At 70.8% G+C, this 13,878-nt stretch carries 15 protein-coding genes and 1 pseudogene; 9 read left to right on the top strand and 7 right to left on the bottom strand.

What is annotated here, in order from left to right; genetic code table 11:
* Positions 1 to 2: 2 nt before the first annotated feature.
* The 4 genes from AB0D53_RS33060 to AB0D53_RS33045 form a co-directional block, all read right to left on the bottom strand.
* Entirely contained in the window at positions 3 to 938 is a 936-nt protein-coding gene (locus AB0D53_RS33060) for a M56 family metallopeptidase (RefSeq protein ID WP_362452897.1), read from the bottom strand.
* Between the two features lie 86 nt (positions 939 to 1,024).
* A complete protein-coding gene (locus AB0D53_RS33055) occupies positions 1,025 to 1,612 on the bottom strand; it encodes a DUF5134 domain-containing protein (protein WP_362452896.1) in 588 nt (195 codons plus the stop codon).
* Between the two features lie 132 nt (positions 1,613 to 1,744).
* On the bottom strand, positions 1,745 to 2,569 hold the full coding sequence (locus AB0D53_RS33050) for a phosphoenolpyruvate hydrolase family protein (protein WP_329820648.1): 825 nt from the start codon (positions 2,567 to 2,569) through the stop codon (positions 1,745 to 1,747).
* A gap of 51 nt (positions 2,570 to 2,620) precedes the next feature.
* The gene (locus AB0D53_RS33045) at positions 2,621 to 3,874 is read right to left on the bottom strand and encodes a Tm-1-like ATP-binding domain-containing protein (protein WP_362452895.1); all 1,254 of its coding nucleotides are present in this window, start codon (positions 3,872 to 3,874) and stop codon (positions 2,621 to 2,623) included.
* A gap of 106 nt (positions 3,875 to 3,980) precedes the next feature.
* Between AB0D53_RS33045 and AB0D53_RS33040 the strand changes: the two genes are divergently transcribed.
* Positions 3,981 to 5,441, top strand: a complete 1,461-nt coding sequence (locus tag AB0D53_RS33040) for a PLP-dependent aminotransferase family protein (RefSeq protein WP_362452894.1) — start codon at positions 3,981 to 3,983, stop codon at positions 5,439 to 5,441.
* On the opposite strand, the gene AB0D53_RS33035 is transcribed toward AB0D53_RS33040, so the two are convergent.
* Entirely contained in the window at positions 5,395 to 5,781 is a 387-nt protein-coding gene (locus tag AB0D53_RS33035) for a VOC family protein (protein ID WP_362452893.1), read from the bottom strand. The genes AB0D53_RS33040 and AB0D53_RS33035 overlap by 47 nt on opposite strands.
* 76 nt (positions 5,782 to 5,857) lie before the next feature.
* Here AB0D53_RS33035 and AB0D53_RS33030 point away from each other — a divergent pair, with 76 nt between their 5' ends.
* Entirely contained in the window at positions 5,858 to 6,409 is a 552-nt protein-coding gene (locus tag AB0D53_RS33030; protein ID WP_362452891.1) for a GNAT family N-acetyltransferase, read from the top strand.
* Positions 6,410 to 6,439: 30 nt separating this feature from the next.
* Here AB0D53_RS33030 and AB0D53_RS33025 read toward each other — a convergent pair whose 3' ends face one another.
* Positions 6,440 to 7,090, bottom strand: coding sequence for a glycerophosphodiester phosphodiesterase family protein (locus AB0D53_RS33025; RefSeq protein ID WP_362453002.1), 651 nt, complete (start codon positions 7,088 to 7,090; stop codon positions 6,440 to 6,442).
* A gap of 317 nt (positions 7,091 to 7,407) precedes the next feature.
* On the opposite strand from AB0D53_RS33025, the gene AB0D53_RS33020 reads away from it, so the two are divergent.
* From AB0D53_RS33020 to AB0D53_RS33005, 4 genes are all read left to right on the top strand, one after another.
* Positions 7,408 to 8,805: a DUF6421 family protein gene (locus AB0D53_RS33020; RefSeq protein WP_362452889.1), complete on the top strand. Its 1,398-nt coding sequence runs from the start codon at positions 7,408 to 7,410 to the stop codon at positions 8,803 to 8,805.
* 26 nt (positions 8,806 to 8,831) lie between these two features.
* The gene (locus AB0D53_RS33015) at positions 8,832 to 9,599 is read left to right on the top strand and encodes an SDR family NAD(P)-dependent oxidoreductase (RefSeq protein WP_362452887.1); all 768 of its coding nucleotides are present in this window, start codon (positions 8,832 to 8,834) and stop codon (positions 9,597 to 9,599) included.
* The gene (locus AB0D53_RS33010) at positions 9,578 to 10,657 is read left to right on the top strand and encodes a low specificity L-threonine aldolase (protein WP_362452886.1); all 1,080 of its coding nucleotides are present in this window, start codon (positions 9,578 to 9,580) and stop codon (positions 10,655 to 10,657) included. The genes AB0D53_RS33015 and AB0D53_RS33010 overlap by 22 nt, the downstream gene beginning before the upstream one ends.
* Positions 10,658 to 10,732: 75 nt before the next feature.
* The gene (locus tag AB0D53_RS33005) at positions 10,733 to 11,332 is read left to right on the top strand and encodes a transglutaminase domain-containing protein (RefSeq protein ID WP_362452885.1); all 600 of its coding nucleotides are present in this window, start codon (positions 10,733 to 10,735) and stop codon (positions 11,330 to 11,332) included.
* Between the two features lie 64 nt (positions 11,333 to 11,396).
* Here the strand turns inward: AB0D53_RS33005 and AB0D53_RS33000 are convergent, their stop codons facing one another.
* Positions 11,397 to 12,119, bottom strand: a complete 723-nt coding sequence (locus AB0D53_RS33000; protein ID WP_362452883.1) for a lysophospholipid acyltransferase family protein — start codon at positions 12,117 to 12,119, stop codon at positions 11,397 to 11,399.
* Positions 12,120 to 12,337: 218 nt separating this feature from the next.
* Between AB0D53_RS33000 and AB0D53_RS32995 the strand changes: the two genes are divergently transcribed.
* The 3 genes and pseudogenes from AB0D53_RS32995 to AB0D53_RS32985 all read left to right on the top strand — a co-directional run.
* Entirely contained in the window at positions 12,338 to 12,664 is a 327-nt protein-coding gene (locus tag AB0D53_RS32995) for a thioredoxin family protein (RefSeq protein ID WP_362452882.1), read from the top strand.
* Between the two features lie 196 nt (positions 12,665 to 12,860).
* Entirely contained in the window at positions 12,861 to 13,367 is a 507-nt protein-coding gene (locus tag AB0D53_RS32990; RefSeq protein WP_362452880.1) for a flavin reductase family protein, read from the top strand.
* A gap of 203 nt (positions 13,368 to 13,570) precedes the next feature.
* Positions 13,571 to 13,878: pseudogene (locus tag AB0D53_RS32985) on the top strand (electron transfer flavoprotein subunit beta); the annotation flags it as partial.

Raw genomic sequence — 13,878 nt, 5'->3', positions numbered from 1 at the left:
GGCTATCGCAGCGCACTGAGTCCCGGAATGAGGGCCACCAGAAGCGGAACCACCGGCACCAGCGCGGCCGCCGCGGTCAGCCGGAGCCGACGGCCCGCGGTGAGCCGGTCCGCCGGGGTCAGCAGCCGGTTCACCCTCAGCGGAAGCTGCGCGTCCGGCGCCGGGCAGGGGCCGAACACGCCCCGGTCCTCGTTGAGTTCCACCAGGGCCAGGGCGATCGTCAGCCGTCCGAAACGCTTGGACGCCACATCGTCCGCGGCCAGTTCGACCAGCCGGTGCATCTCGTCGCGGAAGGCCGCGAAAACCGGCACCTGCGGGAACCCGGTCGCGAGCGCGCCGGAACAGTGCAGCAGCCAGTCGTGCCGCGCCTTCGCGTGCCCCTGCTCATGGGCCAGCACCGCATCCAGCTGACGGCCCTTCAGGCGCCGGAGTGCCGTGGTGGTGATGACCAGTTGGGGCGCGGCACCCGGCAGCCACCAGGCATCCGGACGCTCCCCCTCCAGCACGACGAGACGGCCGCTGCCCGGCTCCTCGCCGGGCAGCAACGGGGCACGTACCAGCAGTTCGGCGCGCCGCTGCCTGCGACGTACCCGGGCCCGGTGGATCTCCCGGGTCAGCATCACCGCCGACCACACCCCGCCGAGCGCCAGCAGCACGGCCATGGCGGCCGACCACCGCCCGTGCCCGCCCAGTGCGTACGCCTCCACCACCGCGCGTGGCGCCGGGGCGAACACATGGCCGCGCACCGCCTGCCAGGCGGCGGCCGCGCTGAACGTCATGGAGAGCGCGAAGGAGACCAGCACCCCGGCCACCACGCACTGCCACACCCAGAGCGCCACCACGGGCTCGCGCTCCGGCCACCGTGCCCTGGCCATCAGCCGTGGGGTCAGGACGGCGGCCAGTGCACCGAGCAGCAGCAGTGCGAGGGAGACCAACATGGCGTCAGCCTATGAGGGGCGCGGCGCCCGCGGATACGGCTGTGCACGTCAAGTGACGCACACCACGGTTTGCCCGGCCGGCTGTCTCACAAGGTGAGCAGCATCGCGAACATGGCCATCCCCATCGTCAGCCGGCAGGCGAGCGCCAGCTCGGGCCGCGCAGCCCAGGAGCCCCCGGCAGGGCCACCGCCGCCGGCCGTCACCGCACCGTCGGCGGCCACGGGTATCAACCGGGCACCCGACCGCAGTACGTACACCGCGTAATAGGCCAGCAGCAGTCCGGTCAGCAGGGGTACACCCCCCGCCGTCGCCGTGACCCCGTGGCCCGTGTGCCCGCCGTGTGCCGCGCCGCCCGGTGCCATGGTGAGCGCCATGTAGACCATCGCCGCGGAGCCGACCAGGTGGTGCAGATGGTGCCCACTGCGCCGGGAGAACCACAGCGCCCGCAGTGAAGCCGCGCCGAACAGCGCCGCGTACACCGCCCATGCCCACGCGGGGGGCGGCACGACGGCCGCAGGCACCGCCATGGCGGCCATGCCGAAGCCCATCAGGGCCTCCGCACGTGCCGTTCTGCGCCCCTCCCCGGTCTCGCTGCGGGTGCGCAACAGGCAGTACGCACCCGTGATCGCGCACAACGCCATCAGTAGCCAGCCCGACACCGCCGGTCCGTGCACAGCGCACCACCCCCAATTGCCGCACGCTCCAGATCGATGCCCGGACGGGGACCGTCGTACGCGGCGCACTGAAGTACAAGGGGAGCGCGCGGAGGGAGTGTTCCCACCGCGCGCTGTGCTCTCCGCCCCCTGTCAGCCGAGCGTGAGGGACTTGAAGGCGCGTGCCTGCTCGGTGATGGCGCGCTCCGTGGGCAGCCGTTCCATGGACGAGGCGCCGAAGAAGCCGGCGATCCCGGAGGTGTGCTCCAGGACGTGGCGGGCGTCCTCGGGTTCGGCTATCGGCCCGCCGTGGCACAGCACGACGATGTCGGGATTGACGCGCTTGGCCGCGTCGTGCATCTCCTGCACGGCGGTGGCGGCCTGATCGAGCGTGAGCGCGGTCGAGGCACCGATGGAACCCTTGGTGGTCAGCCCGACGTGCGGGACGAGTACATCGGCACCCGCCCGCGCCATGTCGGCGGCCTGGTCGGGGTCGAACACGTAGGGCGCGGTCAGCAGATCGCGTTCGTGGGCCTGGCGGATCATGTCGATCTCCAGGCCGAAGCCCATGCCGGTCTCTTCGAGGTTCTCGCGGAACTTGCCGTCGTACAGCCCGACGGTGGGGAAGTTCTGTACGCCGGTGAAGCCGATGGCCTTCAGCTGGTCGAGGAAGTTGCCCATGATCCGGAACGGGTCGGTCCCGCACACACCGGCGAGCACGGGGACGTCCCGCACCACGGGGAGGACCTCGCCCGCCATGTCGAGCACGATGGCGTTGGCGTCGCCGTAGGGCAGCAGGCCCGCCAGCGAGCCCCGGCCGGCCATCCGGTACCGGCCCGAGTTGTAGATGATCAGCAGGTCGACGCCGCCGGCCTCCGCGCACTTGGCGGACAGGCCGGTGCCTGCGCCCGCGCCGATGACGGCCCGGCCGGTCCTGACCTGCTCGGTCAGGCGGGCCAGGGCTTCCTTGCGGTTCACTGATGGGCTCCTGTTCGGTGGGTGTGTTCTCGCGGCCCGGGCTCCGAGCGCTCAGACGTCCGGGTGCGAACGGCTCCGGGTGGTGATCAGCTGGTGGAGGTGGTCGGCGGCGGCGACGGCGAACGACGGGTCGTTGAGATGGGCGCCGATCTCACGCAGATCGACGGGGCTGCCCCGCAGGGCCGTGCGCAGTGACGCCAGCCCGGCCGCGTCCGCCTCCGGGTCGTGGAACGGGCCGCCCGGGGCGTCCACGGCGGAGACACCGCCCAGCGGCCAGAGCACCGCCGTCGGGCCGTGCGCCGAGGCCAGCTTCCGCCCCATGGATGCACCGAGTCCGGCCATCTCGTCGGGAGTGGTGCGCATCAGGGTGACGGTGGGGTTGTGCACGAGGAGGTGACGGTCCGCGAAGCGCTCCGGGACGGTGTCGGCGGGGCCGAAGTTCACCATGTCCAGTGCGCCGGGCGCGACCACCTGTGGCAGGCCCGCCCGGCCCGCCGCGGTGAGCCGGTCGGGCCCGGCGCTCAGCACGCCGCCGACCAGTTCGTCCGCGAGTTCGGTGGTCGTCAGGTCCAGGACACCGGCGAGGAATCCGCCCGAGGCGAGCTTCTCCAGCGCCCGCCCGCCCGCTCCCGTGGCGTGGAAGACCAGGACCTCGTAGCCCAGCTCGTCCAGCCGACGGCGGGCGGCGTCGACCGCGGGCGTGGTGACGCCGAACATGCTGGCGCCGATCAGCGGACGCCCCTGGGGTTCCGGCCGCTTCAGGCTCTGCTCGTGGTGGACGGCCATGCCGGCCGCCGCGGCCGCCGCGTTGCCCAGGATCCGGGACGACACGGAGTTGATCCCCGCCACGTCGACCACGCTGTACATCATGGTGATGTCACTGCTGCCCACGTACGGCGACACGTCCCCGCCGGCCATGGTGGACACCAGCACCTTCGGAACGCCGATGGGAAGCGCCTGCATGGCGCGCGCGGCGATGAAGGACCCGCCGCTCCCGGCCACGGCCAGCACCGCGTGCAGCTGTCCCTCCCGGTGCAGATCACCGACGATCCGCTCGACGCCCTCGGCCATGGCCGTCACCGCCGCACCACGGTCCCCGGCGGCGCGCAGTGCCTCCAGGCCGTGCCCGGCTCTACGTGCGACGGCCGCGGCGTCGATGTCACCCGCGGGACTGCCGACGGGTGACGGCATCACCCCGGCATCGACGAGCACCACGTCGCATCCCGATTCACGGAGCCGCGCCGAGAGCCACGCGTACTCCGCCCCCTTGGTGTCCAGCGTCCCGACGAGCACCACGGTCGCCATGTTCCTGCTCCTTTGCAACGGCGTTCTCCCGATCATGTGCGAGCCGTCGGAGGGCGGCAAAGACCACTTGACGGCAATTGGCCTGCGGCGGGCGATGATGGGGGGCATGGACCGGATTCCTGCCACCCGGCTGTCCCGCCTGCTGACCGGGTGGTCCAAGGACGGCACGGGCGCGATGCCGCAACTGCTGGCTCAGGCGCTGCGCGAACTGGCGGAGCGCGGAGACGTGGCACCGGGCACGGTGCTCCCCTCGCAGCGCGTCCTGGCGACGGCGCTGGGGGTCAGCCGCAGTACGGTGACCGCCGCGTACGGTCTGCTGGAGGCCGAGGGGTGGCTGGAGAGCCGGCAGGGCAGCGGCTCCCGGCTGCGGGGCTCGGGCTCGGTGGGTGAACCCGCGACCGAGGGACGGCTGGCCAGCTTCGGTACCAGGGACGGCGGCATCGATCTGTCCAGCGGCGCGCTGGACGGCCTGTCCGCGGTCGCGGCGGCGGCCGGCGAGCTGTCCGCCGAGGACCTCACCGCCGCACTGGCCGGCGACGGCTACCTCCCGTACGGGCTGCCCGAGCTTCGCGAGGGGATCGCCGAGTACCACCGCTGCGCGGGCCTGCCGACCTCTGCCGAACAGATCCTGGTGACCGCCGGATCCCAGCAGGCCCTCTGGCTGATCACCCAGGGCCTGGTCGAGCCCGGTGACACGGTGATCGTGGAGGACCCGACCTACCGGGGAGCCCTCGAAGCACTGCGCGGCCGTGGCGCCCGGCTGGTCCCGCTGCCCGCCGGCGGGGCCGACGGCGCCCGTGCACTGGCCCGGCTGGCCGGACATGTCCGCCCGCGCCTCGTCTACCTGCAGCCGTCCCTCCACAACCCCACCGGACTGGGCATGGACGAGCCCACCCGCCAGGCCTGGGCCGCCGTGCTGGCCGAACAGGGGCTGTACACGGTGGAGGACAACGCCTACGCCGAACTGTCCCTGCACCACGACGCCGCGCCGGTCTCCCTGGCCGGCCTGCTGCCGCCCGCCGCCACGGCCACCGTCGGTACCCTCTCCAAGCTCTTCTGGGGCGGCCTCCGGCTGGGCTGGATCCGCGCCTCCACCACCGTCATCCGCCGCCTGGCCGACATCAAGAAGTCCGTGGACCTGTCCTGCCCGGTGGTGGACCAGATGCTGGCCGTGAAGCTGCTCCGGCGACTGCCCGAGGCCCGGGCCCTGCGCCGCTCCCGGCTGCGCGAACGCCTGACGGAGACCGAACGGCTCCTGCGCGACCAGCACACCGGCTGGCGATGGGAGCGGCCCGACGGGGGCTCCGCGCTCTGGGTGGAGATCCCCGGCGCCGACGCCGAGGCCACCGCGCAGCTGGCCCGCCGCGCGGGCGTACTGATCGTCCCCGGCCCGGCCTTCTCCGCCGTGGACGGCTTCCGCCACCACGTGCGGCTCCCGTTCGCCGACCGGGACGGCGGCCTGGAGAAGGCCCTGCCCGTGCTCGTCGACTGCGCGCGGCGAAGCCGTTGGACGCAGAGCTTCAGGGGCGATACCGCAGCGGGTGGTCCGCCGGTACTTCCACCATGACGATCCGGTGCCCGTCCGGATCGTGGATCCACATCTCGACCAGGCCCCAGGGCTCGCGCAGCGGCTCCCGCAGCACGTCGACGCCGCGGGCCGACAGCTCCTCGTGCGCCGCCCGCACGTCCGCCACCTGCATCCACAGTTCCAGGCCGGGCACCGGCGGTCCGTCGGCGCGTCCGGACACCTCCAGGAAGCCTCCGCCGAGGAAGTAGACGGTGCCCCGCTCGGGGCCGGTGCCGAACTCCCGGTAGACGGGCAGCCCGAGGGATTCCCCGTAGAAGATCCGCGAGCGTTCGGGGTCGGCCGGGTGCAACAGGATCCGGCTGCTCAGCACATGAACCATGCGCCCGAATCTAGTTCGGGCAGCCGGGTTACGCTGCTCCGGCACGGCCACAGGACAGAAACGGAGAGCCACCGCCATGGACACAGCCCCCGCCCAGGACCCGGGACAGCTGACCTTCCGCGACGCCGCCGACGCCGATGTGCCCGCGCTGGTGACGCTGATCGAGTCGGCGTACCGCGGGGACTCCAGCCGGGCCGGATGGACCACCGAGGCGGACATCCTGCAGGGGCAGCGGACGGACCCGGCCGGTGTGCGGCAGGTCGTCGAGGCGCCCGGCAGCCGGCTGCTCGTGGTGGAGTGCGACGGCGAGCTCGCCGCCTGCTGCCAGCTCGAACACCGCGGCGACGCCGCCTACTTCGGCATGTTCGCGGTCCGTCCCGGACTCCAGGGGGCCGGGCTCGGCAAGGTGATCATCGCCGAGGCCGAGCGCACCGTGCGGGAGAGCTGGGGCGTGCGTGAGATGCACATGACCGTCATCTCGGTGCGCGAGGAGCTGATCGCCTGGTACGAGCGGCGCGGCTACCGCCGTACGGGAAAGCTCAGCCCGTTCCCGTACGGCGACGAGCGCTTCGGTATTCCGCAGCGCGACGACCTCGCCTTCGAACTGCTGGTCAAGGACCTGGTCTGAGCCGAGGGAGGGCTACGGGCCCCTCCCCGATCAGGCGGTGAAGCGGCCGGCGCGGCGGATCTCCGGGTAGTCGGTGGTCGCGCCGTCCAGCCGCAGGGCGCGCGCCAGCCGCAGATGGTCCTGGGTGTTCACCACCCAGCCGATCACCTTCAGCCCCTCGGCATGTGCCTGTTCGGTCACCTCCAGGGTGAGTCGGCGGATGTTCAGCGCCAGCGTGGCCGCGCCCACCGCCTTCGCCCGGTCCACCACATCGCCCTGCCAGCGACTGGCGATGAGCACGGTCCGTACCCCCGGCACCAGCCGGGCGATCTCGGCCACCGCCTCGTCATGGAACGAGGACACCTCGACCCGGTCGGTGAGACCGCGCCGCAGCATCACTTCGGCCAGCGCGCGGGCCGCGGCCGCGTCCTTGATCTCGGCCTGCACGGGGGACCGTACGGCGTCGAGCACCTCCTCGAAGACCGGCACCCGCTCACCCTGTCCGGCATCGAGTTCCCGCAGTTCGGACAGGGTCTTCTCGTTGATCGGCCCCGTGCCGTCCGTCGTACGGTCCACGTCGGCGTCGTGCATGACGGCCAGTGCGCCGTCCTTGCTCAGATGAAGGTCCAGTTCGATCGCGTCCATTCCGGCCCGTTCGGCGTGGACGAACGAGCGCAGGGTGTTCTCCGGCTCGACACCCATCACTCCGCGATGTCCGATGGTGAGAAAAGACAAGGCAACCCGCTTCCGTCGACGGCGTCTTCCCGCGCGCGGCTCCTACCCACGAGGCGCTACGGCATACGGCGATCCGGCAGCCTAACGGTGCCGGGGGAGAGACGGAGGGTGGACACCCGCGGCATGCACGCGGCCGACGGAAGTGTCTGCCGAGAACGGCACGCACAGGAAGAATCGCTGTGACCATGGGGGGCGGCAGGATAATTTTCTGAGGCCCACTTGTCTCAAGGAACTGCACATGGATACGGTTGCTTAACGCGAGGTTCTCCTGTGAAGGAAGTGTTATGACGGAAATTCTTGTGCAGGACGCCACTGCGGGCGGCATAGCCACGGACCAGCGGGTGGTCGATCACCCTGCCTGGCCCGTACTCAGGAATGCCGTGGAGGAGATCCGCCCCTGGCAGTCGAAGGACGGTTCCATCGACTTCGAGGCCGAGGGTGCGCCGTCCCCCGAGGCCGCCCGGTCGATGCTCGACCGCGTGATCGCGGCGGTGGAGGAGCTCTCCCCGCTGCTGCCGCACGACGCCGCGTACCACCGCGCCCTCGCCGTGGACCTGCGCCGCTGGGCCGCGGACGGCTTCGGTGTGCCGGACTTCCTCGACTCACTGCTCGCCTTCCAGCCGGCCAGGGACCGCGCCGACGGGCTGCAGCACCTGGTTGTTTTCGCGATGTACACGCAGAACGGCAACCCGGACCGCAACCTCGAAGCGGTCGTGCTGCGGATGGTCTGGCCCGAGTGGCTGGCCGAGCTCGAAGCGACCCGCTACGACAACCCGCTGTTCTGCGGCATCACCTTCGAGGACTTCACCTCGGGTTACGACACCAACTCCGCCGTGCTCTTCCCGGAGACCATCGCCGTGCGCGAGGCCCCCGAGCGCTTCAGCTGGGGCGGCATCTTCTGCGACCGCGAGGCGGCCCGCTTCCGCCGGGTCACCGAGGCCTCGGTCGAGCTGCTCGGCGTCGAGCTGCCCGGCGACATCCGCGACATGGTGGCCGACCAGCAGCGCTGCGAGCAGGCCTTCGTGCTCTGGGACATGGTCCACGACCGGACGCACAGCCATGGCGACCTGCCCTTCGACCCCTTCATGATCAAGCAGCGCCAGCCGTTCTGGATGTACGGCCTCGAAGAGCTCCGCTGCGACCTCACCGCCTTCAAGGAGGCCGTGAAGCTGGAGGCCGACGGCTTCGCCCAGGGCCGTGACGTGCAGTACGCCGTGCTGTTCGACCGGATGTTCCGCTTCCCCGTCACCGGCGAGCGCGTCCGCAACTACGACGGCCTCGGCGGCCAGCTGCTCTTCGCGTACCTCCACAAGCACGACGTGGTCCGCTGGACCGACAACACGCTGAAGATCGACTGGGACCGGGCCCCGCAGATCACCAACCAGCTCTGCGCCGAGATCGAGAAGCTCTACCGTGACGGCATCGACCGTCCCAAGCTCGTCCACTGGTTCGCCGCGTACGACCTGGTCTCGACCTACCTCGCCCCGCACCCGGGCTCCCGCTGGGCCAAGGGCCCGGACGCCCTGGACCTGTCGCAGCCGCCGCGTAAGCTCGTCGACGACGTGCTTCCGGACGAGTTTCCCCTGAGCATGTTCTATGAGGCGCTGTCCAAGAAACTGAAGAACGTGATCGCCTCGACCAAGGGGATCACCGCCGCGGGTGCCGAGCAGGCAGCCGCGTGAGCGCCCGGTCCGAGGAGGCGGTGGCCATGAACGCAAACGGCAGGGGCAATGGGAGCGGTGCTCTCGAAGGTGCCGTGGTCGCGGTGGCCGGGGCCGCGGGCCCGGCCGGCCGGGCCACACTGATGAGGCTCGCCGAGGCCGGTGCGACGGTCGTCGCCTCCGACGCGGACGCCGCCCGTCTGGCCGAGGCGGTCGACGCCGCGCGCTACGCCCACGGCGGCGCCACCGTGACCGGTGACACGGTCGATCTGCTGGACCTCGACGCCGCCCGTGAATGGGCGGACAGGACCGAGAAGGAATTCGGCCGGATCGACGGCCTGGTCCACCTCGTCGGCGGCTGGCGCGGCAGCGCGAGCTTCGCCGAGACCGACCTCGCCGACTGGAACCTGCTGGAGAAGCTGCTGATCCGTACGGTCCAGCACACCTCGCTGGCCTTCCAGGAGGGGCTGCAGCGCAGCGACCGGGGGCGCTATGTGCTGATCAGCGCGGCCGGGGCGAGCAAGCCCACCGCCGGAAACGCGGCCTACGCCGCGTCGAAGGCGGCGGCGGAGGCCTGGACGCTCGCGCTGGCGGACGCGTTCCGCAAGGCGGGGGGCGACGAAGGGCCGAGGACGGCGGCTGCGATCCTGGTCGTCAAGGCACTGGTGCACGACGCGATGCGCGCCGAGCGCCCGAATGCGAAATTCGCGGGCTTCACCGACGTCAAGGAACTGGCCGATGCCATCGCCGGCGTCTGGGACCGGCCCGCCCCGGAAGTGAACGGAAAGCGCCTGTGGCTGACCCCGCAACCGTAAGGACCGACGCGCGGCGCCGCCACGACCCGCAGCTCCGCGGCTTCGCCAGCGACAACTACGCGGGCACGCACCCGGAGATCCTCGCGGCACTCGCCCTCGCCAACGGCGGTCACCAGATCGCCTACGGCGAGGACGAGTACACCGAGCACCTCCAGCGCGTCATGCACAGTCACTTCGGCCCCACCGCCGAAGCCTTCCCGGTGTTCAACGGAACCGGCGCCAACGTCGTCTCCCTCCAGGCGATGACCGACCGCTGGGGTGCCGTGATCTGTGCCGAGTCGGCCCACATCAACGTGGACGAGGGCGGCGCCCCGGAGCGGGTGGGCGGCCTCAAGCTGCTCACCGTGCCCACCCCGGACGGCAAGCTCACCCCCGAGCTCATCGACCGGCAGGCGTACGGCTGGGACGACGAGCACCGGGCCATGCCGCAGGTCGTCTCGATCACCCAGAACACCGAGCTGGGCACCGTCTACACCCCCGACGAGATCCGCGCCATCTGCGAGCACGCCCACGGACACGGGATGAAGGTCCATCTGGACGGGGCCCGGATAGCCAACGCCGCGGCGTCGCTGGACGTACCGATGCGTACGTTCACCAACACCGTCGGCGTCGATGTCCTGTCCTTCGGCGGCACGAAGAACGGAGCGATCTTCGGCGAGGCCGTGGTCGTCCTGAACCCGGACGCCGTCCGCGCCATGAAGCATCTGCGCAAGCTGTCGATGCAGCTCGCGTCGAAGATGCGTTTCGTCTCCGTACAGCTGGAGGCGCTGCTCGCCGGAGATCTCTGGCTGCGCAACGCCCGCCATGCCAACGCGATGGCCCAGCGGCTCGCCGAGGGCGTGCGCGCGGTGGACGGCGTGGAGATCCTCCACCCCGTCCAGGCCAATGCCGTCTTCGCCCGGTTGCCGCACGAGGTGAGCGAGCGGCTGCAGAAGCGCTTCCGCTTCTACTTCTGGGACGAGGCGGCCGGTGATGTGCGCTGGATGTGCGCCTTCGACACGACGGAGGACGACGTCGACGCGTTCGTCCTCGCGCTGAAGGAAGAGATGGCGAAGTAATCAGAACTGAATAGATATGCGGTCGACCGGAAAGTCATTGACATCGGGTCGGCCGCATACCTACGCTCGGCGACCATGGAGCTGATCCAGCAGGTCCCGGAGCTTTCCGCCTACCTCGTCGCCGACGAGGCCATCGACCACGAGCATCCGTTGGTGCGGGAGACCGTCGCCGAACTCCGGGAAGACGCTGCCGACGCATATGCATACGCGGCCGCCGCCTATGTCCTCGTACGCGACACCATCGCGCACTCCGCCGATTCCGGCGACATGCGCGTCGCCTGGCGCGCCTCCGACGTCCTCGCGACACGCAACGGCATCTGTCATGCCAAGTCCCATGCCCTGGCCGCCCTGCTGCGCGCGGCGGGCATTCCGACCGCCCTCTGCTACCAGGCGCTCGCCGCCGACGACGGGGGCCCCGGTCCCGTGCACGGGCTGATCGCGGTCCGGCTGCCCGGCCGTGACCGCTGGGACCGCCAGGACCCCCGCGGCAACAAGCCGGGCGTCGACGCGCGATTCTCGCTCGACGAGGAGCGGCTGGCGTGGCCCGTCCGCCCGGAACTCGGCGAAGTGGACTACCCGGTCCTCCACGCGGCTCCGCACCCGGCGGTGCTGCGCGGTCTGAGGTCCGCCGAGAACCGCCCGCAGCTGTGGCGCACCCTTCCCACGGCGCTCTGAGCGGGCAGAGCGCACCCCGGGGCGCGGATGTGCGTCCGGCGCCCGGAGTGACGTTTCGGCCGCGTCAGCTCTTCTCCCGCACCTCGGCGGGGGTCGGGGCCGTGCCGCCGAGGTGGGCGGGCACCCACCAGGTGTCGCTCGCGTCCTTCGGGCGCACGGGATAGGCGCGCTGGGCCGCCTCCAGGAGCTCCTGGACCCGCTCCCGCAGCCGCCGGGTGATCGCGCCCGCGTACTGATCGGTGGGCGCCTCCACCGGCTCGCCGACCCGGATCGTCACCGGCACGTGGTTGCGCTTGAAATTGCGCGGCCGGCCCTTGGTCCACAGCCGCTGCGTCCCCCACAGCGCCATCGGGATCAGCGGTACTCCGGCCTCCTGGGCGAGCCGGGCGGCGCCCGACTTGAAGCTCTTCAGCGTGAACGACTCCGAGATGGTGGCCTCGGGGAACACGCCGACGATCTCGCCCGAGCGCAACGAGGCGAGCGCGTGCGCGTACGCCTCCTCACCCTGTTTGCGGTCGACGGGGATGTGCTTCATGCCGCGCATCAGCGGTCCCGAGACCTTGTGGCGGAAGACCGACTCCTTGGCCATGAAGCGGACCAGCCGCTTCTGCGGCAGGGCCGCGAGCCCGGTGAAGATGAAGTCCAGATAGCTGATGTGATTGCTCACCAGTACCGCGCCACCGGTCTTCGGGATGTGCTCGGAACCCTGGGTGTCGATCTTCAGGTCAAGCGCCTTGAAAAACGTACGAGCGGCGCCGATGACCGGCCGATAGACGAGTTCTGCCATCTGGGGAAGACCCTTCTTCAGCGCCTGAGGAGGGTTCTCCCGGCGGAAGTTACGCAGCCGTAGGTTTGCGGCATTGCGCCGATCGTGCCCCATGCGCGACGCGGTGGCCAGTCTCCGAGGGCTCGGGGCGCGAGATTCTCGTCACGTGGAACATCCGGGAATGTCTCGCGGGCCGGTGGCGCTGACCTCTTGCGATGAGCTCTGACAGGAGGACGAGGGTGGACGGGCAGACTCGTGGGGGATCGCTGGACGCGGCCGGGCTCGGTGCCGAACTGGGGGAGCGGGCAACGCTCGTGCAGTTCTCCACCGCGTTCTGCCAGCCCTGCCGGGCGACCCGGCGCACGCTCGGCGAGGTGGCGCGCATGGTGGACGGCGTGGCCCATGTGGAGATCGACGCCGAGACGCATCTCACGCTCGTACGGGAGCTGGGGATCAGCCGGACGCCGACCGTGCTGGTCCTCGATGCGGCCGGCCGCATCGTCCGCCGGGCGGTCGGGCAGCCACGCACCGTCGACGTGGTCGCCGCGCTGGGGCAGGCGATGTGACGGACCGTGACGCATCTCCCACATTGCGGAACACCCTTGACTGCACCCACCACGCATCGTCAGTCTGACGCTATGCCGCCGGAACTCCTTCTCTACGGCCGGGTCCACGTGGATCTCGCCCGCCATGCGAGTGCGCGCTGTCCGGGTGCCTGAGCAACCACGGCCCCGTACGCCTCTTCCGCAGAAGGACATCTCCATGACGGCTTCGCCCGAGCTCGGCACCACACGTCAGGCTTCCCCCGAACTCCTCCGCTCCGTCTTCCGGCAGCACGCCGCCGGAGTGGCCGTGATCACCGCCGCGGGTGACCGGCCGGTCGGCTTCACCGCCACCTCGCTCAACTCCGTCGCCGCCGAGCCGCCGCTGCTCTCCTTCGGGGTCGGCACCTCGTCCTCCAGCTGGCCGGTCCTGGCCGAGGCCGAGCACGTCGGCGTCCATGTACTCGGCGAGCACCAGCAGGAGCTGGCCGCCACTTTCGCCCGCAGCGGTGCCGACCGGTTCGGCCCGTCCACCTATTGGCGCAGCGGGCCCGAAGGAGTGCCGGTACTCGACGGCGTACTCGCGTGGCTGGTCTGCCGGGTGGTCGCCCGTGTCCCGGCGGGGGACCATCGGATCGTCATCGCGCAGGCCGTGGTCGGCGACCCGGCCGGAGGCGGCCGTCCGCTGCTCTATCACCAGGGCCGTTTCAACGCTCTGCGAGACTGATCCCGCCCAGACGGCACATGGGTGCCGCACGTTGGACAGATCACAGTTCCGAGCGCTTGCCCATGGGTGGGCCGCTGGGTGTACTGGCTAGTAATATTTCCGGTCGGGGCGTCGGTCGCCCCGACCGGAATCCGCCCCATCAGGCGCCTATGCTGCGTGCAACAAGGCAGCCCCGGAAATGACGATGCAGTAGGAGAGCCGGCGTGAGCTTGAGGATCGTTGTCTGTGTGAAGTACGTGCCCGACGCCACCGGCGACCGGCATTTCGCCGATGACCTGACGGTGGACCGGGACGATGTGGATGGTCTGCTGTCGGAGCTGGACGAGTACGCGGTGGAGCAGGCGCTGCAGATCGCGGGCGAGGCGGACGAGGCGGAGGTCACTGTGCTGACGGTGGGTCCGGAGGATGCCAGGGACGCGTTGCGCAAGGCGTTGTCGATGGGTGCGGACAAGGCGGTTCATGTCGAGGACGAGGGTCTGCACGGCAGTGATGTGATGGGGACGTCGTTGGT

The sequence above is a fragment of the Streptomyces sp. NPDC048295 genome, from assembly GCF_040652135.1.
Lineage (GTDB): Bacteria > Actinomycetota > Actinomycetes > Streptomycetales > Streptomycetaceae > Streptomyces.
Note: the sequence above shows the minus strand (reverse complement) of the source record. Positions and strands in the feature narration are given on the sequence as shown.